Here is a 22,204-nt window from a genome sequence, read left to right as displayed (position 1 = left end):
GACTCGGACTGTGAACAACCAACTCCCTGCCAAGGTTTCCGACGTCTTTGACCCCTCACGCTGGCGCACTGTTTCCGGCTTTGATGACTTCAAGGACATGACCTACCACCGGCAGGTGGAGCGTTCCGCGGACGGCACAGTCAAGGACCTTCCCACGGTCCGGATCGCGTTCAACCGCCCCGAAGTCCGCAACGCCTTCCGCCCGGGAACGGTGGACGAGCTTTACCGCGCCATGGATCACGCGCGCATGACCCCTGACGTCGCCACGGTGCTGCTCACTGGCAACGGTCCATCGGAGAAGGACGGCGGGCACTCGTTCTGCTCGGGTGGGGACCAAAGGATCCGTGGGCGGGACGGCTACAGATACCAGGTAGAAGGCGCTGCGGGTGATTCCGCTGAATTTATCGACCCCGCCCGTGCCGGCCGGCTCCACATTTTGGAAGTACAGCGACTCATGCGGACCATGCCCAAGGTGGTCATCGCCGTCGTGAATGGATGGGCGGCGGGCGGCGGCCACTCACTGCACGTGGTCAGCGACCTCACCATCGCTTCCCGCGAGCACGGCAAGTTTAAGCAGACGGACGCCACAGTGGGAAGTTTCGACGCCGGATATGGCTCTGCGCTGCTGGCCCGCCAGATCGGGCAGAAAGCGGCGCGCGAGATCTTCTTCCTTGCCCGCGAATATTCGGCCGACGACATGGTTCGCATGGGTGCGGTCAATGAGGCGGTTGACCACGCCCGCCTGGAGGAAGTCGCACTGGAGTACGCCGCGGACATCGCCCGCCAGTCCCCGCAGGCCATCCGCATGCTCAAATTTGCGTTCAACCTGGCCGATGACGGCCTGGCAGGACAGCAGGTTTTCGCCGGCGAAGCCACCCGCCTCGCCTACATGACGGACGAGGCCGTGGAGGGGAAGGAAGCGTTCCTCCAGAAACGCGACCCCGACTGGTCCAGCTTCCCCTACTACTTCTAGGACTCACCCTGTGGACATCGATCCCGTTCTCAAAGCACTGATGGCTGCCCTCCATGGCGAGGGTCCCGCCGTCGAAATCGTCACTGGCGACCACGGCGAGCCGCAGGCGATCCCGGTGGAGACCGGCGTCGAGGATGCCGCGGTGGTGGTCCGCACTTCCGGTTCCACGGGCACGCCCAAGGCAACCGTCCTGACCATCGACGCCCTCGCGGCCTCGTCCGTGTCCACTGCCATGGCCCTGCGCGGTGAGGGCCAGTGGTTGCTCGCGCTCCCGCTGCAGTATGTGGCCGGAGTGCAGGTCCTGGTCCGGTCGCTGTACGCAGGCACCCGGCCGTGGGTCATGGACTTGTCTGACGGCTTCACGCCCGAGGCCTTCACCGCGGCGGCCGAGGAACTCACGGACAAGATCCGCTTCACCTCACTGGTTCCCACGCAGCTGCAGCGGCTCCTGGACTCCCCCGCGCCCGAAACCCTGGCCGTGCTGCGCCGCTTCAACGCGATCCTGCTGGGTGGCGCTCCGGCGTCACCGGATCTCCTTGCCTCCGCCCATGCGGAGGGGCTCAAGGTGGTCACCACCTACGGCTCAGCCGAGACCTGCGGCGGGTGCGTGTACGACGGCCAGCCGCTGGACGGCGTCGAGGTCCGCATTGGCGAGGGCGGGCTGGAAGGCCGCATCCTGCTCGGTGGCGACACCGTGGCCGCCGGCTACCTTGACGCCGCCCGCGCGTCGAAGGCTGCCTTCTTTGAGGAGGAAGGCGTTCGCTGGTACGTCACTGGCGATCTCGGCGAATTGGACGACGACGGCAAGCTCACCGTCCTGGGCCGGGCGGACGATGTCATCATCACCGGCGGCGTCAAAGCCTCCGCCGCCTACATTCAGGGCGAGCTGGAAAAGCTCGACGGCGTCACAGCGGCTTTCGTCACCGGTGTCCCGTCGCGCGAGTGGGGCCAAGCCGTGGCAGCTTTCGTAGCAGTGACCGATCCCAGCCCCGAAGGCATCAAGGGCTTCACGTCCCGGCGCGAGGCTGCGCTGGGAGTCCTGGCTCCGAAAACAGTGTTCGCTGACAAGGAACTGCCCATGCTGCCCAACGGGAAACCGGACCGACTGGCCATGATTGAACGGCTTTCCGAACTGCATCAGGGACAATAGACACGTTCTTCCTCCCGAAACTGACTCAAGATCAACCGCGAAATACACGAGGTACTACACGTGGCGACAGCTGCACAATGGATCCAAGGAGCCCGGCTCCGCACACTGCCCGCGGCCATCGCGCCCGTCCTGATTGGTTCGGCAGCGGCGTACGAGCTCCAGGCATTCCGGCTGCCGAACGCGATCCTGGCTGCGCTCGTGGCGCTCCTGCTCCAGATCGGCGTGAACTACGCCAATGATTACTCCGATGGCATCCGCGGCACCGACGAGGACCGGGTAGGTCCCCTGCGTCTTGTCGGCTCCGGTGCTGCGCTGCCGGAGCAAGTGAAGTGGGCCGCGTTCGGGCTGTTCGGCGCCGCGATGATTTGCGGCCTGATCCTGGTGATCATCACCCAAACGTGGTGGCTGATCCTGGTGGGTATCGGCTGCGTGCTGGCAGCCTGGGGCTATACGGGCGGCAAGAATCCCTACGGCTACATGGGCTTGGGCGATGTCTTCGTGTTCGTGTTCTTCGGGCTCGTGGCCACGCTCGGCACCACCTACACCCAGGCCGGACAAGTCAGCCTGGCCGCCGTGATCGGTGCGATTGGTACAGGCCTCATCGCCTGCGCCCTGCTGATGGCAAACAATGTCAGGGACATTCCCACTGATACGGCCGCCGGAAAGCGGACCCTGGCAGTGCGTCTTGGCGACCGGCACGCCCGTGAAAGCTACGTGTTGATGCTTGCCGTCGCCATCCTGCTGGTCATCGTGCTGGCGCCCACCAAGCCGTGGATGCTGATCGTCCTGCTGCTGATCCCCGCGTGCTTGATGCCGGCCTGGCTGATGGTCAATGGGAAAAAGCGCAAGAGCCTCATTCCCGTGCTCAAGCAGACCGGCATGATCAACCTCGGGTACAGCCTGCTGTTCTCGCTGGGCTTGATCCTGAGCCGCGGCTTCTAAGTTCAGATACAGCCAACGCCCCCAGGAATCCTTACTGGGGGCGTTGGCTGTACAAAGACTTTTTACAAGGAGCCCGGGCGTTTGTCGTTGTTGACAGCGATATCCGGGTTTTTCTCTACCAAGCGGTCCTCGACCGTGGCGTCCTCAACTTCGCCGGCAGTGCGAATGGGCTTGGCCCGCCCGGAGAAACGTTCGCGCATGGCTGCAGTGGCGGCGTCGCGCTGTTTCTGGAAGAAGAGGTAGCTGATGGCGAACGCGATCAGCCCGGCGAAGATGACCGCCAGGATCCAGCCAACCCCCAAAAAGGCGAAGAGGACGAACAACGGCACGAACAGCGCCAGGCGAATGAGGGAATACTTCAGGAAAGCCACCATCCAAGTTTAGCGGGCCGGATGGTTGCACTCTGATCACAGCCGGTAGAGGACGTCCAGTGATGGGCTTCCGGCGACTAGACTTGGTGCATGCTCCGGGTTGTAGGCGTCGTCATTGTTCTGGTCATCTTCGTCTATGCCCTGGTGGACGTCATCCGCACGGACGGCCACCAGACACGCGGTATTTCCAAACCCGCGTGGATCATCGTGATGATTGTCCTGCCGCTCCTGGGTGCCATCCTCTGGTTCATCTTCGGCCGGCCCTATGGCAAGCCCACGGCAAAGCCGGTCCGCCGCTATCCCACTGCTCCGGACGATGACCCCGAATTCCTCCGTAACCTGGAAACCCGCCGTCGCAACCAGGCCGAGGATGACCGCCTGAAGAAGCTCAAGGCGGACCTTGAAGCCAAGGAACGCGAGCTTGGCGACAAACCCTCCGACGGTTCCGGTGAGGCAACAGGCAACGGCTTCAAACCCGGCGATACCAAGCGCACGGAGCCGGACCCCCATGACACCGACGAGCTGAAGTAGGCAAACATGGCCCAGCAAGCTGATGGTTCACGGCAGTTACCTTCCACCACACCATCAGTCATTGGGCCAACAGCGCGTCCCGCACCACCACCCCGTCCGGGCATGTCCCTGTCAGTGCCGCCTCCCATTACCGCGGCCATCGTGCCACCGGGCACCGCACGGCTCTCCCGCTCCCTCTGGGTTGCCAGCTTTGTGGCGGGAATCGCCGTCGTCGTTTTCGGTTTCCTCGGTCGTGATGCCCACTTTGAGCGTCTGAAAGCCGTCATCGGAGGCATGGTTCCCGACGGTGACGCCCAAGCTGTCGAGGGATCCACCGCCGTCGTGTTCCTGGGCAGCCTCGCCATGATCGCGCTGGTGGTGGCCATGGAAGCCGTCCTGCTGATGGTGCTTTTCAAACGCCGTGTCTGGGCACGGTGGACCTTGGCGCCCTTGGTCCTCCTGCACGCGGTGGTCACAGTGATCACCGCAGACTTCGTGGTGGCTCCCGGCGCGGACGGCGTCTTGCCCACGGTTTTACTGGCGTCCCAGTTCATCCTTGCCGCGGCTGGGCTGATCCTGCTGTTTTTCCCCTCAACTACTGTCTGGCTCCTGAGCGAAAAATTCAGCGAACGACTCAGCGAACGGCCGGCATAGCGGCCAACATCCCTTCGCAACTCCGCACGACCACACGGCACGCTTCCAGTGCCGACGGCTCGGTCAACGGATTTTCCGCGATCAGCCGCCAACGGCTCAAACAGCTCCGGGCAGCCTCGCTGATCTGCCTGGGATCCGCCTCCGGGTTCACGCCCAACCTCAACGAGGCAGTGCTGCCGCGGCCACCCACCAGCCGTTCCGCTTCAGCTTCCTGCTCCTCATCCAGCCCCACGCCACCGGTCCGCAACGCGGCGAGGAGCTTGAGCTCCCGGAACTCATGAGCGCCAGCCTGGAGCCGTTCCAACGCCGCTTCCAGCGGCGCCGTCCGCTCCCTGGGAACCCCGCGGACCAATGACTCCAAACCCACGACGACGGCACGCGCCTTGAGTGCGTCGGCACGGTTCTGGAAGAGATAGCTGATGGCGTCCAGCAAAGTGCCCAGCCCGCTTCGACGTGCCAGTTCATGGGCCAGTTCGGTGGGATCAGCAGTCCCGCCCCGGATCAGGGCAACACCCAGCCGAATCCCAAACAGGCCAAACCTTTGCACCAGCGATGCTTTGGTGGCCGGGCGGAGGCCTTGCGGAGCCTCGAAACGGACAAAACGGTCTGCGGACAGCATCATTCGTTCCCGCTGGCTCCGGTCCATCTGCGCCAGCATTGCCATGGCCTCATAGTCCGCCTGGCGCATGGTCCGTGAACTTTGTGCCAGCAGCCCGGCCACGGGCACCACACCCAAGGCCAAGGGTCTAAGGTTCTGGTCCCGGCTGTATCTGTCGGCGATGACCGCTGCCGAAATCAGGGAGTCAATCCTTCCGGCGCCGATCTCGTCGGCCCGGGACAAGACAGCCAAGGCATTGACGGTACCGGATCGTCCGGCGGCGGTGTCCTTGAAGGATTCGAGGAACCGGACATCGGAGGCATGCAGGTGCCGCAGGAGATAGATGACGGCGTCCGCTGCCGTAGGTTCGTCTTCCGGCAGCAGGAAAGCCGCCGATCTCCCGGAAATATCCTCGGACATCGAGGCGATGCCGGGAGTATCGATCAACGTGAGATTGCGCAGGCCGGCTGATGGCCAGTCCACCACCAGACGCTCCACATCCCCGGCCGGGATATCGCCCAAGGACAAGACCAAGCGGCCGTCTTCGCGGGTCACGGGGAGGTTTTGAGGTCCGCCCCGGAACGGGTAAACCGTGATTTTCGGAGTGTGTCCGTACTGGTACCACGTGACCACACGGGTGCATTCACCGGCGTCAGTGGGCGCGATTTCCTCGCCAATGATCGCGTTGAGGAGTGTTGATTTCCCGGCCTTGACCATCCCGGCCACCGCGATGCGCAACGGCCCTTCCAGCCGGCTGTCCAATTCGTCCACCACCGCGAGCGCAGCGGCGTCATCGCGGAAGACTTCCCGTGCGTGCCGGAGCAGGTCCGCGGCTCCGGCCATTCCCGGTTCCATCAGCCGGCCGGGACGGTTGAGGGTTTGGGTTGGTTTTCCATGGAGGGAGCTTCAAGCAGGTGCTGCGCTTCCCTGGCCATCGTGTCCACTGCTTTGAGATGGCCCCGGATTTCCTTGATCCGCAGGTCCCGTTCCACTGCGTAGGTTGCGGCAGCTTTTTGGGCAGCCGCCACGGATTCAGCCAGGGAGCGGTGGTGCTCCTCGGCGATCTCCGTGAAGTGGTCCCGTGTGGCCCTTTGGACCAGCCGCAGCCTGTCCCTCAGCTGTTTTCCGACTTGGAACACAACATCGTCCACGTGTTTCCTTACTAGGATCTTGGCTTCGGCTTGCCGCTGCTTGAGCCGGGCCTCTTTGTCTTCCCGGAAGGCTTTCCGTCCCAGCAGGAGGCCGGCGCCGACGGAGAGCGGGTTGATGAGGGCCATCCCAAAGATGCCAGTCAGGAGGCCGAACATCAGCACGCCGCCGTAGGATCCACGCATCCCGATCAGCACTTTTTGCAGGGGTCCGAGACGCCCGTTGTCCATCTCCTGGATGTCAGCCACGGGGTCCAGCACGCCGCCCGTATCGGCCACCTTTAACGCCGGCAGGGCTACCTCGTCCTCGGAAAAGTGGTCCGCCACCTGGGTGGCCAGCCATTGGGCCCGTTCGCTGGTCCAGACGAAGGTATCCGAGACCGCAGCAGCGGTGCTCTGCTCCAGCCACTGGGTGAACTGCTCCCAGGCGGGGCCGGGGTCCCCTTGGTCAATGGCGGTTTCCGCTTCGCGCTGGATCCGGCGCAACCTGTCCTTCAGGTCGTACTCCATGTCTGCGATGAGGTCCCCGATGCCATCGTTGAGGGTGATCTGCCAGCGCGCCGACCGTTTGCGCAGCGAGTCCGCGTCCTCCTTGGCCGCATTGAGGCCGGCGATCATCTGCGGCGTGCCCTCGGGATTCTCCAGGGCACCAAGCTCCGATTGCAGGGCGAGCCTCAGGTTTTCCGTCACGGACAAGAGATCATGGCCAACGGATCGACGTTGAATTCTGGCGGCCTCACCCACAATGTTTTGCCTCAGGTGGTGGATCAGCTCAGGAAACCCTGATTCGGCGTTCAGTTCCGTGTCCTGCAGCCGCGCCGCCTGGAGGCGAAGCTCCGAAGAGACCGGGAACAGGGGTATGTCCGGCCCCACCTCGGCAAGGTGTTTCCGGTCGAGGTCCTCGATTTGCCGCCAGCTCGGATAGAGGTCGGTCTTGGACAGTACGCACACCACGTTGGGGCTGATGCGCATGGCTTGGCGCAGGAACCGCATTTCCGGTTCGGTGTATTCCTGGGACGCATCGGAGACAAACACCATGGCATGCGCTGACGGAAGGGCCGTCAGTGTGGTCAGCGTGTGCGTTGACCCCAGCCCACCCACCCCGGGCGAATCCACTATTGTCAGTCCACCCGCCAGCAGTTTCCTCGGCAAGACAACCTCAGCCGCCACGATGTTCTTCGCGTTGCCGGGATTGCCTTTTTCGGAGACGTAGTCAGCCAGGTGGTCCAACTGCACGGGCTGGCGTTCCAGCGTTCGTTCGTGGCCGTCGCTGTCGAGCTCCGTACGAGTGCCTTCCAGCGTGCCACCCTCCGCAGCGGGAACCAGGACAACGGCCGACGCCGGTTCCCCCTGCCGTACCACCGTCGGCACAGTGGTGGCAATGTCGTCATCCACAGGGCAGACGGGCGCATTCACCAAAGCATTGATCAGTTGGCTCTTGCCTTGCTTGAACTCGCCCACCACGATCACGCGAACGCTGGGATCCTGAAGGCGGTTGTGAGTGTTTTCCAGGCGTCGCCGAAGGTCGTTCCGCTCCCCCACCAGCGCCATGCCCTGCTCCACCAATGTGGTCATCCGTACTGTTTCCGCCATGGTGTGTCCTTTGTTCTGCCTGTTCCGGTGCTGCTGTCCGGAGGGGCCACGAAGTGCCCGACAGGCGTCCATCCGCCTGCCGGGCACTGCTGGGGGTGCTCTGCGCCGCAGCTTCCGCTACGCCGTGTGGACCTCTTTGCCGCTAGTCGATCTCAACGTCGTTCTTGGCAATAACATTCGAATGGTCAATGTCGTTGTATTCGACGTCAACTTCGTTGTCCTCGATGTTGGTGTAGCTCGACTTATCAACCTCGAGCTCGTTGTCCTGGATCACCGTGGAGTCGTAGTTGACCTGGACGTCCTCCACGTCGATTTCCTTGGAGTTGTCGATCTCCAACTCGTTGTCCTGGATCACCGTGGAATCGTAGTTGACCTGGACGTCCTCCAGTTCCACGTTGGTGGAGTGATCGTTGGTGTATTCCAGCTCCACCTCGTTGTCCTTGATGATGGTGGAGTTCTCGATGTTCGTGTACTCCACGTCCACGTCGCCGACTTCCAACTCGTTCTCCGTGTTGTAGGAGTCCTTGTTGAACGAATCGGTGTTGTGGATGTTGGTGTGGGAGTTGTCGGTGTGGGAGGAGTTGTCCTCATTGAAGGAGTCCTCGATGTCCACGTCGACATCAACGTCGGTGTTGTAGGAGTCCTTGGTCACCGAGTTGTCCGAATTGTCGTTGAACGAATCCTTGACCTCGATGTCCGTGTTGCCCACCTCGACGTCGCCAGGGCCCGACTCATTGATGGTCAGCGAATTATCTGTTGAGTGGTCATCGGTGGAGGTGGTGTTGCCGGAGTCCTTCACGTCGTCGCCGGCGGCAATGGCACCGTCGCCCGAGGCGATGACAGCGTCCTGGTTGAAGAGCTGCGTGACATCGCCGTCAGCCCAGATGTTTTGGTTCACCGACTGATCGGTGATCGTATCGCGGTCATCGATAGTGGTGGTGTAGGAGTAGTTGTTCACCACGTGGACCAGTTGTTGAACGGCGTGGGCGTGGTCATCGTGGTCGTCGTGTCCGCCCCAGCCGCCACCGCCACCGCCGTGGCCGTGATCATCGTCGTCATCATGGCCACCCCAGCCACCGCCACCGCCGCCACCGCCGTGGCCGTGGCCGTGATCATCGTCGTCATCATGGCCACCCCAGCCACCGCCGTCACCGCCGTGGCCGTGATCGTCGTCGTCATCATGGCCACCCCAGCCACCGCCGCCACCGCCACCGCCGTGGCCGTGATCGTCGTCGTCATCGTGTCCGCCCCAGCCGGCGCCGCCGCCAGTGGAGGCATGGTTGCCGCCGGTGTTGTATTCGCGGTCGAACGACGAACGGGCGTTGATCGGTGCGTAGTCCAGGACCACCGGGCGAACAGCATCGACGTCGGCCGAGGAAACGTCACGGAGGCCGGCTGCGGCCAGGGCAGCCTCGGGGTCGCGGACAAAGTCCTCGGCTGCATCGGGATCGTTGAACAGGCTCATCAGGAACTGCACGAGCTGTTGTGCGAGTGTAGGCATTGGAATGCTCCCTCAAATTCTGTGGTGGGTGGTAAATGGCCCGGCGCCTTTGCCGGGCTCCCCTTCAACGTATGGCCGTGGTGAGGGACCGGGCATCGGGGGTGGTCCCCCTACCGCTTGCCCCAGCGTTAGGGGGTAGCGGGGTTTTCCGTTAGGGGGTGGAGGGGGTTGCCGCTCACGGAGGCGGGTACCCCTCCCCCAAGGCAAGGCGCAGGCGGACCAGGAGGTCCGATCGGTTGTCGGCCCCCAAGCGCCTGCGCATGCGTGCCACGTGGTGTTCGGCAGTGCGTGGCGAGATGTAGATGGCTTCCCCGATCTCCCGGTACGTCTTGCCTTCAAGAAGAAGCCGAGCCACTTCGCGTTCCCTGGCGCTCAGCCCGGACGGATCCCCCGCACCGGGGCTGGTGCCGTCCGGTGCAGGGGTACCCGCACCACCATGGTGCGGCTCCTCCACCCGATCGTGGCCCGCCCCGGCCGGAGCGCCCTGGGGATGGATGTCCCTGGCGCAGGCCAGCAGGCGCACCAGGTCGCGCCGTTCCTCCGCGTGCGCGGCGGCATGGCCCGCCAATCGCGCCCCTTCCCAAGGCATCCCGACGGCGGCCAACCCGCGGGCCGCCGCTTCGACGTCGGACGCTTCAAACCGGCCGGCCAACACCGAAACCCAGGCTTTGCCACCCACGGCAAGAACGGACGCCAGGTGGCTGTGTTCCGAAGCCCGAACCAGCGCGGCAGCGTGCGGCGCAAGCTCAGCGGGGCTTTCGCTCAGCAGTGCGGCCTGCACTGCCGCCCAGTGCAGCGGCACTGACCACAGTGGCGGGTTCCCCAACCTTTGTAAGAGCTCCCAGGCGCCGTCCAAATAGTGCGAGACCCGACGTGTCTCGCGCAGCCGTGCAGCAGAAACCATCAGCTCACCCCAGGGCAGGAGACTGTAGAGATCCACAGCTACGTGCATCATGGCTTCCCGGGCCCGGTCCCACGCCAACACCAGCGCGTGCACGTCGCTGCCACGCCGTGCGAGCCCCACCTCCAGCGCTGACAGCAGCAGCTCGTCGCGGGGTGCCAAGGACCAATGGTTTGCCTTGACTGCCTCGTTGATGGCCAATCGGGCCTCGTCAGAGTTGTCCTGCTGCATGGCAGTCCAGGCCTGCAGGAGGAACAACCGGGGTCGGGCAGCATCCCCGCCCTGGCCCGCGGCCAACGCCGCCCTGAGCACAGTGTCTGCTACAACCGGTTCCCCACTGTGGAGTGCGCAGAGGGCCGCCAGGGCCCCCGGGGTCTCCGGCAATGGAATCGCTGCGCCAGAGGCGTTCATCATGTCCGAGGCCCTGATGAGCTCCGGCAGGGCCAATTGAGGGTTGGGGCCAAGGGTCTGCCGCAGGCCCTCCTGGGTGAGCGTCAAAGCCACCGCCAGCAGCGTTGGCGAACCGGACGGCACGGCGGCAGCCATGATCTCTTCAGCCAGCACGGCATTTCCGGCGCCGATCATAGCCACTGCGGCCAGCGGGGCAGACCCCTGCAACCTGTCCGGCCCCAGCCAGCTGTACGTGTCAGCACTCCGGGACAACATTCCCCGCTGTGCCCACACGGCGGCGGCCACGTCCACCCCCAGGCGAAGGTGGGGAGGTTCGGGCAAGGCGAGCAGCCTGTCAACGATCCTGCCAGCTTCGTCCAGATCCCCGGTGGCGGCCAAGGCCTGGGCACGCTTCGCGGCAATGTGGAGCTCCTTGTTACCGGCAAGAAGCGCTTCGGCATAGAGATCCACGGCCAGACGCGGATCCGAGTCCAGGACGCTGTTTGCCACCTCTTCGAGTTCCGCGGCAACGCGGGCATCCTGCATCCCACTTCTGGCGAGGTCGCGGGCCAGGTCTCCCAAGGGACGGCCTTCGTCCAGGACCTTGTCCACGAGCTCACGCTGCAGCGCCCGGATGCGGGAGGCCGGGGTTCCATGCAGCAAGGCATGCTGGACCGTCCCCACTACGGACCCGTCGGCCAGCAGCAAGCCCGCATCCATGGCTGCAGTGATGATCGAGTCCAGGCCATCATGGCCTTCAAGGCCACGCGGCAGGGGTGAAGGCAGCGTGAACCCCACGGATAGGGCGAGGAGCAGCTCGCGGACTTTCGCAGAATCCCCGGAAAGCTCCGGGACAGGGTGTGGCGCTGCCTCGTGAAGGGCGGCAGGTTCCTTGAACGGGTGATCGTCCGGCCCGGGTGGAAGGTGCCCGGGCTTAGGGTCATGTCCCGTCATGGGCTACACCGCCGGAAGCATCGCTGGATCCGGAATGGGGCCCGTTTCCGAGGGCTCGGGTAAGGGATCAGCCGTGACAGGCGGGGGTACCGGTTCCGGCGTTGGCTCGGGTGACGGCGGTGGGGGGTCTTGCGTGAGCGTCGGTTCAGGCTGCGGCACTGTTGGCTCGGGCGACGGCGGTGGAGGTGGGGGTGGGGGTGGCGTGACAGGATCAGCCGGGGTTGTAGGCGGAGTTGTGGGTTCGATGACCGGTGGCGGCGTGGTGGGGGGTGTTGCAGGGGGCGGTGTAGGCCCACTGGCGGCGCCACCAGAAGGCGCCGGTGTGGGTGTGCTGGGAGCCGGGGTGGTGCCTGGAGCAGCGGGGGTTCCCGTGCCCGGCGCCGCAGGAGTGGCGGTGGCGGTTCCACCGGATGAGGTGCCCGGGGAGGTGCCGGTGGCAGGTCCTGCACCGGGTCCCGCAGCGGCCCCCGATCCAGTTCCGGCATTCGTTGTTCCGGTCCGGGCCGGGCTCTTCCCCATCCCATTCCCTGCCTTGGTAACCCCGGCCCTGGCGCTGGCTTCAAGTCCACCCGCCGGCTTGCCTACCGTCGGGGTTTCCCCGTTCTTCCCGCCACCGGCAACACTGCCTTGGCCCCCGGAAGCCTGAGGACCGCCGTCGCGCATGACATCAGCGGCCTGGTTCCCCAACACGGTTGCCAGCAATCCACTGCCTTCGGGACTCTGGGCCGCCGTCGCCGTCGCGATGGTCAAGGCGGCCGCCGCTGCAGCCGCGGCCGCGGCCATCCGGACACGCGGCCGGGGAGCCTGCCGGCCCTGCTTTGCGGACGCTGCTGTGCGGACGCCCAGGGCTGGGGGCCGGCTGGCGGTATGCGGGCGCCCCAGCGCACCGATCGCCACCACGTCGTCAGCCGCTGCCCCGACAGCGGCCGCAGCCGCCGCGTCCACGGCCCCTTCGGCCCTTGAGCGCAAACCAGCCACCGCTGCCCCCAGGCAGATGGAGGACTTGGGATCGGCGTCGACGGCGATGGGCCGGCCAAGTTCCACCGAAATCATCTGGGCCACGAGGGGAATGCGCGATGACCCACCGATGAGCAGCACGGCGCTCAGATCCTGAGAGTCCACGTTGACGCTCTGCAAGCTTCGTTCCAGTGCTTCCACGGTTTCCCGGAGGGGTTCCTCGATGAGCGCTTCGAATTCGGCGCGGACCAACCGCACAGACAGCTGTGTTCCCGGCAGGGAAACTGCCACACTGGATTCGCTGTCCAGGGACAGCGCTTCCTTGGCCTCACGGCATTCCCTCCGCAGCCTCGAAAGGGCTGCGAGGGTGTCCGGCGCCTCCGGATCCACGTCCCCGGATGCCTTGACGTGGCCCATCACGTGCCGCAGGACGGCGGCGTCGAAGTCTGCGCCGCCAAGGGTTTCAATACCGTCGGGACGTCCCAGCAACTCAAAGTTCCCGGCTCCGGCTTTGCGCAGGATGGCAGTGTCGAACGTACCTCCGCCGAGGTCGTACACAGCGATGATGCTGCCATCTTCCACCCGCGTTTGGGAGGCGTAGTGCAGGGCCGCTGCTTCCGGCTCACTGATCAGGGTGATGTCATGGAGGCCCGCCGCGTTGAGCGCTGCGAGAACCACCGAGGTCCGGTGCTGGCCCCAGGCAGCGGGGTGCGTCATGATGATCGACGACGGCGCCGTCCCCTCCCGCTCCCCGGCCCTGTCCACCACCCACCGGGCCATTGTGGCGTACACATCCTCCGGGGCCAGCCATCCCTCGCCGACAGCGAGGGGAACGGAATCCCCGATCCGACGCTTGAACTCACGCACCATATGGTGGGGATCGTCCAGGCCCCGGCGTTCGGCGGCTTCGCCTACCAGCACTCGGCCGTCGTCGGTATAGAACAACACCGATGGCACGGCGTTGCCATGTAATCCCAACGGGAGGATTTCCGGTGTAGGGGTTGGACCTTGGTCAGGCTTAACCAGGGCTGCTGCGGTAAAACTCGTCCCGACGTCAATGGCGAGAACATAGTTCATAGCTACCTCAAAAGAACACGGCGCGTCGCTAGCGGGCTGCATCACAAGCGGGTTCTGAACAAGGTAGCACCTGCTTTGGACAGGCAAAAGGCTTGTTTAGTGCACCGTTTTGTTGTTTCTTGAGGGACGGGCCCGAGCCAGGGACAACGCCCCTGCTCAGGCCCGCATTGGCGTCGAGGCCCCGACTTTAGAGCCCGGAGTAGGAATGCAGGCCGTTGAAGACCGTGTTCACCAACGTGAAGTTGATGATGACGCAGGCGTAGCCAACAATCGACAACCAGGCTGCGCGTGTTCCCGTCCAGCCACGGGTGGCCCGTGCGTGCAGGTAGCCCGCATAGACCACCCAGATCACAAAGGTCCACACTTCCTTGGGGTCCCAGCCCCAGAAGCGACCCCAGGCCTTTTCGGCCCAGATGGCGCCGAACATGAGGGTAAACGTCCAGCCGATGAAGGCGATGGCATTGATGCGGTAGGAGAGATTCTCCAAGCTCAGCGCGTTGGGGACCAGGCGCATGAAGCCCAGCTTGTCCGGACGGCCAGCAGCAAGGCTCTTCTGGCGGTACGACTGCAGCAACTGCAGCACGGACATGGCGAACGTCAGCGTGAACAACGCTGAAGAGAGCACTGCGATGGAGACGTGGATGATCAGCCAATAGCTCTGCAGTGCCGGAACCAGGTGACCCACCGGGGTCCAGAAAGCAGCAGATGCGGCCACCAGCATGATGATAGCCAGCCCGATCACAAAGGTGCCCAGGAAGCGCAGATCCCGGCGGGTGAGGACGATCAGGAAGACAGCTACCGCAACGAAGGCGCCGGTGGTGAGGAACTCGTACATGTTGCCCCACGGCACACGGCCCGCACCGAAGGCTCGGGTCACTACACCCGCGCCGTGGATGAGGACACCCAATACCGTCAGGGCCACGGCCACACGGGCAGGTGCGCGGCGTTCGCCGGCGTATTTCATGTCGCCGGCGGCGGTGCCGCCCTCAAAGGTGAGGCCCGACGTCGGACGCTCAGCGCGGCCTGCCGGCCCACCGGCGTCGGGACCTCCCAAGCCTCCCGCGACGCGGCCGGCAGCAACCGTGACCTTCTCGCCGGCAGTGCTGGCCGCAGCCTTCAGGTCCACGGCGCGGAGCATCTTGCTGCTCTTGGCCAGGTCCCAAGCAAAGGCGATGAACGCCACGGTGTACGTGCCGGCGGCCAACAGCATGAACAGCTCGCTGTACTGGCCCAGGGTTTCGTTGATGACGGGCATTACTGGTCCTTCGAGGTTGAGGAAGATCCTGCTGTAGTTGTTGCGGTGTCCTGCGTCTGTGGGATGTTCCATTCCCGGGCAAAGATCTCGCGGAGTGCCGCGGCTTCGCCGGCCAGGCGGTGATCTTCACCGCGGGCCAGCAGGCCGTACTCCACCATGGTGCGGCCGTCGGCGTGGGTTCCGGTGCGGACCCAGACACGGCGCCGGTTGATATAGAGGGACATGACCAGGCCACCGACTGCGAGGAAGCCGAAGATCAGTGCGTAGAGCTGTCCGGGGTTGTGGTGGATGTCCACGCCGATGTACTTCTTCACGCCGTCGAACGTGATACTGCCCTTGCCTTCGGGCAGGTTGACGGTTGCGCCCGGGGTCAGGGTGATGCCCCCCGCCGCGAGGTCGCGGGCATTGAGCGGTTTCAAGTCCTTGACGTCCAGTTCGAACACGTTCTGGGGCACGCCCTTGTCCAGGCCGAGGTCTCCGTAGAAGGAATTCAGGCTCAACTGGGGGTTAAAGAGTTCCGGGGAAGCGCTGAACGAGGTGCCGTCTTCGGTGACGAACGCCGTGGGAAGGAAGAAGCCCACAAAGCCAAGCTGTTCCGGCTTCGCGTCGGGGACCTTGATGACCACCGACGAGTAGTAGTTGTCTCCCTGGACCTTGGCCGTGACGGGACCCTGGAAGGAAACATTGCCTTCGCCGTCCCGGACGGTGACCAGGGGCGCGTAGCCGTTGCCGGTCAGGTAGAGGCTGGTACCACCGAGGGAAACGGGGTCGTTGACCTTGAGGGTTTCCTTCTTGACCGGTGAATCCGGTCCTTCCTTGGTGGATACCTCGGCCGTGTAATCGATCGGCTGGCCTGCTTTGCCCGGGGATTCACGGTCGAACTTGGCTTCGAACTTGTCCAATTGGACCGAATACGGCTGCAGCGCGCTGCTCTGGAAGTTGGTGCCCGGAGTGAACTGATCGTAGCCCACCAGGGTGTTGACGAACGTGTCACCCTCCACCAGGATGCGCTGGCCGCTGTACCCGAACAGGCCGCCGATGGCCACGGACACCAGGACGCCGATCAGCGAGGTGTGGAAGACCAGGTTGCCCACTTCCTTCAGGAAGCCGCGCTCGGCACCCAAGGACGGCAGGGCGCCGTCGACGTCCCTGACCTCCACGCGGTAGCCGCGCTTCTTCAGCAGCCCGGCGGCATCGTTGATGGCCTTCGACGCCGGGATCCCGGCGTCGGCGGGTACCGCCAAGGTGCCGTACTCCGGCAGGCGCGAAAGGCGCTTGGGAGTACGGGGCGGCTGGGACTTCATGGCCTTGTAATGGGCAATGGCGCGGGGGGTGACGCAGCCGATCAGCGAGATAAAGAGCAGGATGTAGATGGCCGAGAACCAGGCCGAGGAGTAGACGTCGAACATCTGAAGGGCGTCCAGGATCTCACCGTAGGACGGGTTGTCCTTGATGTACTGCGTGACCACCGAAGGGTTCGCCGGCCGCTGCGGGAACAGGGAACCAGGCACCGCTCCGACGGCGAGAAGGAGCAGCAGGAACAACGCTGTGCGCATGCTGGTCAGCTGGGTCCAAGCCCACCGGAGCATGCCCTTGAAACCGAGGGCAGGAAGTGCGGCCTCGGACTTGGCCTGCTGGAGTTTTCCTTCCGCTGCGCTGGTGGTTTCAGCGGACGGTGACTTCTTTGTGGCTTTCACGGACTCGCTCATCAGATTGGCAACTTCACATCGTTTTGGAACCAGTACTGCAACTCGGTCACCCAGGTTCCCCACACACCGGTGGCCATCAGGATGCCGAGCAAAATCAGGATGCCTCCGCCAATCCGCTGGATGGCCAGACGGTGCTTGCGGAAAAAGGACATGACTCCCATGCCCCGGCGGACAGCCAGCGCAATCAGGAGGAACGGGATACCCAGCCCAAGGCTATAGACGAACGCCAGGAGCGCGCCCTTGGCTGCCGAGGAACCACCGGACAGGCTCAGCAACTGTACCGCGGAGTACGTCGGACCAATACAGGGCGCCCAGCCCAGGCCAAAGGTCAATCCCAGGAGCGGTGCTCCCCAGAGGCCGGCCGGCGGTTTGGCATGGATCTTCGCGTCGCGCTGCAACCAGCCGAAGCCGCCCATGAACACCACGCCCATGACGATCACCAGGATGCCCAGCAACTGCGTAATCCAGGCGTTCTGCGGGCCGGTCAGCAACGTGCCCAACTGCCCGAAGGCGCCGCCCAAAAGAACAAAGATCACCGAGAAGCCCAGGACGAACAGGCCGATTCCGGCCAGCATGCGGCCACGCCGCTGCTTTTGGAGGTCGACGCCGGTCAGTCCCGTGACGTAGCCAAGGTAACCGGGGACCAGTGGCAGCACGCATGGCGAGAGGAAGGAGACCAGCCCAGCCAGCAACGCCACCGGCACAGCCAGCAGCAGCGATCCATTGAGGATCGTCTCGGCGAAGGGACTGTTCATGGGTGCTACTCCGCCACTGCGGAGGTGATGAGGGCCTTCAGGGTGCTCTTCTCGATCTCGCCGAGCACGCGCGAGGCAACCTTGCCATCCTTGTCCAGGACCAATGTTGTGGGTACCGCACCCGGCGGAACGATGCCGGACACGGACAGGAGAACAGCCCCGTCCTTGTCGTTGAAGCTCGGGTAGGTGATGTTGAAGGTTTTGTCGAAGGCCTCAGCGGTGGCTTGTTCGTCGCGCAGGTTGACGCCGAAGAATTGGACGCCCTGGTCCTTGAAGTCCTGGTGCAGGGCTTCAAGCTGGGGCGCCTCGATGCGGCAAGGTGCACAGGCAGCAAACCAGAAGTTCAAGACCGTGACTTTGCCCTTGAGGTCCTCGGGCTTTACCGTCTCCCCGTTAAAGAGGGTGCCCTTGAGCGCCACTGGGGCGGCACGGTCCGCCTTCGCGAACTCTGTCACCGAACCATCGCCGGCTACGTAGTTCTTGTTGTCGCCTGCCTTGGCTTGCTTGGCGAGGGAATCTTCCTGGGCACACGCGGACAGGCCCATGGTCAGTCCCGCGAGGAGGACGCCACCGGCAGTCAGTACACCGCGACGTGAGAGGTTGTTGTCCATGCTTCTATGCCCCCGGGGTGCTCGCCGCGCCGGGGAGCAGGACGGCAGCAGGTTCGGTGTACTCAACGCGCACGATCTTGCCGTTCCCGTCCAGCGTCAGGGACGTCAGGGAAGTGAGCGTGCATTCGCGCTTGCGGGGATCGTGTGCCAGCCGCCGTCCTTCAGCCGTCAAACGGGTTGACCAGATGGGGAGCTGATGGCTCACGAGGATGGCTTCGGCACCGTCGCCACCCAACTCAACCGCCTTGGCACGGGCGTCTTCAACGGCGGCCAGAACCCGGGCCGCCTGCTCTTTGTACGGCTCGCCCCAGGATGGCCGCAGCGGATTGCGGAAGTACAGCCAGTGCTTGGGCTTCAGGAATTCACTCTTGGTGGGGTGGAGCCCCTCAAAGTGGTTCTCGGCCTCGATAATCCGGGGCTCGGTGGTGATTTCCAGGTTCAGGGCCTCTGCAGTGGGCATGGCCGTTTCCTGGGCGCGGGTCAGCGGTGAGGCGACCAAGTGGACGATCTTGGCCCCCTGGCCGACACGTGCCACAAAGTGGTCGGCCAGCATACGGGCCATCTCCCGGCCACGCTCGGAGAGGTGGAATTCCGGCAGGCGACCATACAGGACGCCGTCGGGATTATGGACCTCGCCATGGCGAAGCAGGTGGACAGTTGCTTGGGGCATGTTTACCAGTTTCTCAAAGAAGCGGGGCGATCCGAAATCTTCTACCGCTAGTAGAACTCAAAGTTTTTCCGAAATGTTCCCCGGAGTTGGAATAAAAGATGCATATGCATGTTTATACTGGACACGAAGCTCGGTTGACGCTTCAAGCAATGAGCTCGACCCGGCAAGCACGCAGTAACAACCAATCGATATAGGAGCAACACCATGATGACTCTCCCCGCTTCCGTCACCACCGGCACCTGGACCCTCGACGCTTCCCACAGCGAGATCGGCTTCACTGTCCGCCACGCAGGCATCAGCAAGGTACGCGGCCAGTTCAAGGACGCTTCAGCCTCCCTCGAAGTTGGCGAAACCCTGGCCGACTCCAAGGTCACCGCCACCATCCAGACCGCCAGCTTCGACTCCGGCGACGTCAACCGCGATGGCCACGTCAAGGGCGAAGACTTCTTCGACGTGGAGAAGTTCCCGGAGATCACGTTCGTGTCCCGCCACGTCAAGGCCAACGGCAACAGCTTCGACCTCGTGGGCGATCTCACAATCAAGGGCGTGACCAAGGAAGTATCCATCGAAACAGAATTCAACGGTGTCGCAGTGGATCCCTTCGGCAACACCCGCGCCGGCGTTTCCGGCGAAACCACCATCAGCCGCAAGGACTTCGGCCTCACCTGGAATGCCGTTCTCGAAGCCGGTGGCGTGTTGGTCAGCGACAAGGTTGTCATCAACCTGGAACTCGCTTTCATCGCACCGGCCGCCGCATAGGCCCTCTCTCCAGACGCGGATTCACCCCAACGGCGCCACCCACAGTCCCCGGCTGTGTGGGGGCGCCGTTTCGCATATCCGGAAGTCACCCCGCAATTGTTCGGCAAACAGCCTGTATTTACCTGCGAGTTGGCTCCGAAGTTCCTATGCAACCTTCAACCTGCGGTCTACAGTGATGCCATGAGTACCCCAGACGAAGCACCACAGCCACAGCAGCCCGGCTCCCAGCCTCCGCAGCCCGGCAATGTTCCTCCTGCGGGTTACCAGCCTCCGCAGGGCTACCAGCCACCCCAGGGTTACCAGCCGCCGTCGCAACCGGGACAATATTCACAGCCCGGCCCCACGCAGCCTGGCCCACCGCAGCCTGGCCCGGGGCAGCCAGCCCCGGGGCAGCCTGGTTTCCACTTCGAGATGCCCACTGACGGGCCCCGCAACTTCAACGACGTCATGCCCCAGGGCGGATTCTCGGGAATGTTCAAGACCCAGGGCCTCCCCACCGAGCTGAAGGTTTCATACTTCATCTGGGTGATCTCCGGACTCCTTGGCCTGCTGTTCGGGCTGATCGGATTCTTCGCGATCATTGCCCTCTTCGCTTTCGCCCCTGGCGTTGCAGCCATCCTGCTGATCATCCTCATCCTCAGCCTGGCGGTGGCAGCGGCACAGGTAGTCCTTGCGATGAAGATGAAGGAAGGCAAAGAGTGGGCCCGCCTCGCCCTCACCATCGTGGCCGGCATCTCCTTGCTCCTCACCATTTTCAGTGCGGCCAGTGCCGGCGGCTCCAGCACGGGCCTTGGCAGCAACTGGTTCGGCTTCCTCGTCAGCGCCGTAGCCGTAGTCCTGATGTGGCTTCCGAATTCCCAACTTTGGTTCAAGGCAGTCAAGGGCCACGCTTAGCGCTGACGCAACTGCCGTCGTCGTGCCTTATCGGCGCCAATACAGGCTGAAGGCCGCGGTAAATCCTGTCGGATTGCCGCGGCTTTCATCATGAAGGCGTAAGCCAACATGATGATTTTTGCCGTGAGCCGGAAATACCTGCGTGGGATCACCTGCAGGGTCAGACCCTGGAGGTACGGTGGAAGCAGAACCACGCTGGGGGCAGGGTCATTTTGCTGATCCCGGCGGCCGCACCAGCAGTCGAACAAGCAAAGGAATGCCATGAGCAACCCTCCCTACCCGCCGTCAAACCCGGGCGATGCCAACCAGCCCGAGCAGCCGGGCACCCAGCCAGCCGCGCCGCAGTACGGCCAGCAGAGCCCCGCCGCGCCGCAGTACGGCCAGCAAAGCCCCGCCGCGCCGCAGTACGGCCAGCAAAGCCCCGCCGCGCCGCAGTACGGCCAGCAGTCATCCCCGTACGGCCAGGCTCCCGGCGCTCCGCAGTACGGACAGGACACCAACTGGCCCAGCCAGCAGCCCGGTCCCACCGCTGTGCCGCCCATGGTTAACTACGCCTTCTGGATGATCGTTGCCGCCGGCATTCTTTCCGCTATCAGCTCGCTTCTGTTGGCCACCACTGGTGCTGATGCCTTCATCAGCGCCATGAACCAGCAGGCAAGCCAGCAGGGTACGGACCTCCCCGAAGGGTCCATGGAAGGCATGCGCGGTGTGATCGGCGTCAGCGCCGTCGTAGGCGCTGTTCTGGCCCTCGGTCTCTACGCCTTGGTCGCTTTCCCCGTCCGCAAGGGCAAGAACTGGGCACGGATCCTGGGCACCGTCTTCGCCGCCATCTCCGTCCTGGGCCTCACCGGCCTGTTCCAGTTCGGTGCCACCTACGGCATCCTGCAGCTCATCGTGATCCTGCTGGGAGTCGCGGCGATCGTCATGCTGTACCTGCCGGCGTCGGCCCCGTACTTCCGCAAGGCGCAGCCCTTCGGCAACCCGTACCAGAACCCGTACGGCCGCTAAACACCCAGAGTTCAAGACGCTTCAAACGCGGGCGCGGACCCGGCGAAGGCTAAACAGCCTGGCCCGGTGTCTGCGCCCGTTGTGCGTGGTACGCCAAAATCTGGAGTTCCGTGGCCATGTCCACCTTGCGGAGGTTCACGTGCGGAGGAACCTGCAACAGCACCGGCGCGAAGCTGAGGATGCTCCGGATCCCGGCGGCAATCACGCGGTCGCATACAGCCTGCGCTACGGTGGCGGGCAGGGCCAGCACCACCATGTTGGTGTGGGTCCGTTCAAGGACCCGCTCAAGCTCCGCGGAGTCGCTGACGCGAAGCCACCCTACTTCGTTACCGATCACCATGGGGTCGGCGTCGAAGATGGCTACAACGTCGAAGCCGCGGGACTCAAAGCCGCCATACCGGGCCAGGGCCTTGCCGAGGTTACCTGCGCCCACGATGGCAACTTTCCAGTCATGGGTCAGACCCAGGGCGGCGGCAATGTGGCGGCTCAAGTACTGGACTTCATAGCCGACACCGCGCGTCCCATACGAGCCCACATAGGAAAGATCCTTGCGCAGGGTGGACGAGCTGACACCTGAGGCTTCCGCCAATGCTTCGGACGAAACCCGCTCCACGCCTTCGGCCAACAGGGAGTTGAGCGCGCGCAAATAGAGCGTCATCCGGGCCACGGCCGCGGGCGGGATCTGCTTTGTGGCAGGTTCGTTGTCCCCGGTTGCAGCCTCCGGGGACGGTTCCAGCGCAGTCACGGTATTCTCCATTGCGTCGCTTTGTTGTTCCACTCTATGACCCCCGGGCGGACTCAACAAAAGCCATTACCAACGGGTA

General features: G+C 64.0%; 20 protein-coding genes. 8 read left to right on the top strand and 12 right to left on the bottom strand.

What is annotated here, in order from left to right; genetic code table 11:
- Positions 1-10 precede the first annotated feature (10 nt).
- From WBN73_RS00585 to WBN73_RS00575, 3 genes are read left to right on the top strand one after another with little or no spacing between them, the layout of a single operon-like run.
- Positions 11-973, top strand: a complete 963-nt coding sequence (locus WBN73_RS00585) for a 1,4-dihydroxy-2-naphthoyl-CoA synthase (RefSeq protein ID WP_089596058.1) — start codon at positions 11-13, stop codon at positions 971-973.
- A gap of 10 nt (positions 974-983) precedes the next feature.
- Positions 984-2,123 (top strand): AMP-binding protein, encoded by a 1,140-nt coding sequence (locus WBN73_RS00580; RefSeq protein WP_207594479.1) that lies wholly within the window; start codon positions 984-986, stop codon positions 2,121-2,123.
- Between the two features lie 60 nt (positions 2,124-2,183).
- A complete protein-coding gene (locus WBN73_RS00575) occupies positions 2,184-3,065 on the top strand; it encodes a 1,4-dihydroxy-2-naphthoate polyprenyltransferase (protein WP_207594480.1) in 882 nt (293 codons plus the stop codon).
- A gap of 62 nt (positions 3,066-3,127) precedes the next feature.
- Here WBN73_RS00575 and WBN73_RS00570 read toward each other — a convergent pair whose 3' ends face one another.
- On the bottom strand, positions 3,128-3,439 hold the full coding sequence (locus tag WBN73_RS00570; RefSeq protein WP_207594481.1) for a DUF4229 domain-containing protein: 312 nt from the start codon (positions 3,437-3,439) through the stop codon (positions 3,128-3,130).
- Positions 3,440-3,526: 87 nt separating this feature from the next.
- Here WBN73_RS00570 and WBN73_RS00565 point away from each other — a divergent pair, with 87 nt between their 5' ends.
- Together WBN73_RS00565 and WBN73_RS00560 are read left to right on the top strand one after the other, a co-directional pair.
- Positions 3,527-3,967, top strand: coding sequence for a PLD nuclease N-terminal domain-containing protein (locus tag WBN73_RS00565; protein ID WP_337339192.1), 441 nt, complete (start codon positions 3,527-3,529; stop codon positions 3,965-3,967).
- A 6-nt stretch (positions 3,968-3,973) separates the two neighbouring features.
- Positions 3,974-4,600 carry a hypothetical protein gene (locus WBN73_RS00560; RefSeq protein ID WP_337339191.1) on the top strand — a complete coding sequence of 209 codons (627 nt, stop codon included), beginning with the start codon at positions 3,974-3,976 and terminating at the stop codon, positions 4,598-4,600.
- Here the strand turns inward: WBN73_RS00560 and WBN73_RS00555 are convergent.
- From WBN73_RS00555 to WBN73_RS00510, 10 genes are all read right to left on the bottom strand, one after another.
- Entirely contained in the window at positions 4,581-6,041 is a 1,461-nt protein-coding gene (locus tag WBN73_RS00555; RefSeq protein ID WP_337339190.1) for a dynamin family protein, read from the bottom strand. The genes WBN73_RS00560 and WBN73_RS00555 overlap by 20 nt on opposite strands.
- Before the next feature lie 11 nt (positions 6,042-6,052).
- The gene (locus WBN73_RS00550; protein ID WP_337339189.1) at positions 6,053-7,939 is read right to left on the bottom strand and encodes a dynamin family protein; all 1,887 of its coding nucleotides are present in this window, start codon (positions 7,937-7,939) and stop codon (positions 6,053-6,055) included.
- Positions 7,940-8,081: 142 nt separating this feature from the next.
- Positions 8,082-9,440, bottom strand: coding sequence for an IniB N-terminal domain-containing protein (locus tag WBN73_RS00545; RefSeq protein WP_337339188.1), 1,359 nt, complete (start codon positions 9,438-9,440; stop codon positions 8,082-8,084).
- A 175-nt stretch (positions 9,441-9,615) separates the two neighbouring features.
- Positions 9,616-11,685, bottom strand: coding sequence for a LuxR C-terminal-related transcriptional regulator (locus tag WBN73_RS00540; RefSeq protein WP_337339187.1), 2,070 nt, complete (start codon positions 11,683-11,685; stop codon positions 9,616-9,618).
- Between the two features lie 3 nt (positions 11,686-11,688).
- Positions 11,689-13,719: an Hsp70 family protein gene (locus WBN73_RS00535; RefSeq protein WP_337339186.1), complete on the bottom strand. Its 2,031-nt coding sequence runs from the start codon at positions 13,717-13,719 to the stop codon at positions 11,689-11,691.
- A gap of 187 nt (positions 13,720-13,906) precedes the next feature.
- Positions 13,907-14,974: a c-type cytochrome biogenesis protein CcsB gene (gene ccsB / locus WBN73_RS00530; RefSeq protein WP_337339185.1), complete on the bottom strand. Its 1,068-nt coding sequence runs from the start codon at positions 14,972-14,974 to the stop codon at positions 13,907-13,909.
- On the bottom strand, positions 14,974-16,683 hold the full coding sequence (gene resB, locus WBN73_RS00525; RefSeq protein ID WP_337339184.1) for a cytochrome c biogenesis protein ResB: 1,710 nt from the start codon (positions 16,681-16,683) through the stop codon (positions 14,974-14,976). The genes ccsB and resB overlap by 1 nt, the downstream gene beginning before the upstream one ends.
- Positions 16,683-17,438, bottom strand: coding sequence for a cytochrome c biogenesis CcdA family protein (locus tag WBN73_RS00520; protein WP_105690355.1), 756 nt, complete (start codon positions 17,436-17,438; stop codon positions 16,683-16,685). The genes resB and WBN73_RS00520 overlap by 1 nt, the downstream gene beginning before the upstream one ends.
- A gap of 5 nt (positions 17,439-17,443) precedes the next feature.
- Positions 17,444-18,049 carry a TlpA family protein disulfide reductase gene (locus WBN73_RS00515; protein ID WP_280623452.1) on the bottom strand — a complete coding sequence of 202 codons (606 nt, stop codon included), beginning with the start codon at positions 18,047-18,049 and terminating at the stop codon, positions 17,444-17,446.
- A 4-nt stretch (positions 18,050-18,053) separates the two neighbouring features.
- Positions 18,054-18,719: a histidine phosphatase family protein gene (locus WBN73_RS00510; RefSeq protein ID WP_207594490.1), complete on the bottom strand. Its 666-nt coding sequence runs from the start codon at positions 18,717-18,719 to the stop codon at positions 18,054-18,056.
- 207 nt (positions 18,720-18,926) lie between these two features.
- On the opposite strand from WBN73_RS00510, the gene WBN73_RS00505 reads away from it, so the two are divergent.
- The 3 genes from WBN73_RS00505 to WBN73_RS00495 all read left to right on the top strand — a co-directional run bounded on the left by WBN73_RS00505 (position 18,927) and on the right by WBN73_RS00495 (position 21,380).
- Positions 18,927-19,478: a YceI family protein gene (locus WBN73_RS00505; protein ID WP_337339420.1), complete on the top strand. Its 552-nt coding sequence runs from the start codon at positions 18,927-18,929 to the stop codon at positions 19,476-19,478.
- A gap of 180 nt (positions 19,479-19,658) precedes the next feature.
- Complete coding sequence (locus tag WBN73_RS00500; protein ID WP_337339183.1) at positions 19,659-20,372, top strand: hypothetical protein; 714 nt, start codon at positions 19,659-19,661, stop codon at positions 20,370-20,372.
- 261 nt (positions 20,373-20,633) lie between these two features.
- Entirely contained in the window at positions 20,634-21,380 is a 747-nt protein-coding gene (locus WBN73_RS00495) for a hypothetical protein (protein WP_337339182.1), read from the top strand.
- 49 nt (positions 21,381-21,429) lie between these two features.
- Here WBN73_RS00495 and WBN73_RS00490 read toward each other — a convergent pair whose 3' ends face one another.
- Positions 21,430-22,137, bottom strand: coding sequence for a redox-sensing transcriptional repressor Rex (locus WBN73_RS00490; protein WP_089596074.1), 708 nt, complete (start codon positions 22,135-22,137; stop codon positions 21,430-21,432).
- Positions 22,138-22,204: the final 67 nt, after the last annotated feature.

The organism is Paenarthrobacter sp. CCNWLY172, assembly GCF_037402035.1.
GTDB lineage: Bacteria > Actinomycetota > Actinomycetes > Actinomycetales > Micrococcaceae > Arthrobacter.
The sequence above is the reverse complement of the archived record's forward strand: the minus strand, read 5'-3'. Positions and strand labels throughout refer to the sequence as shown.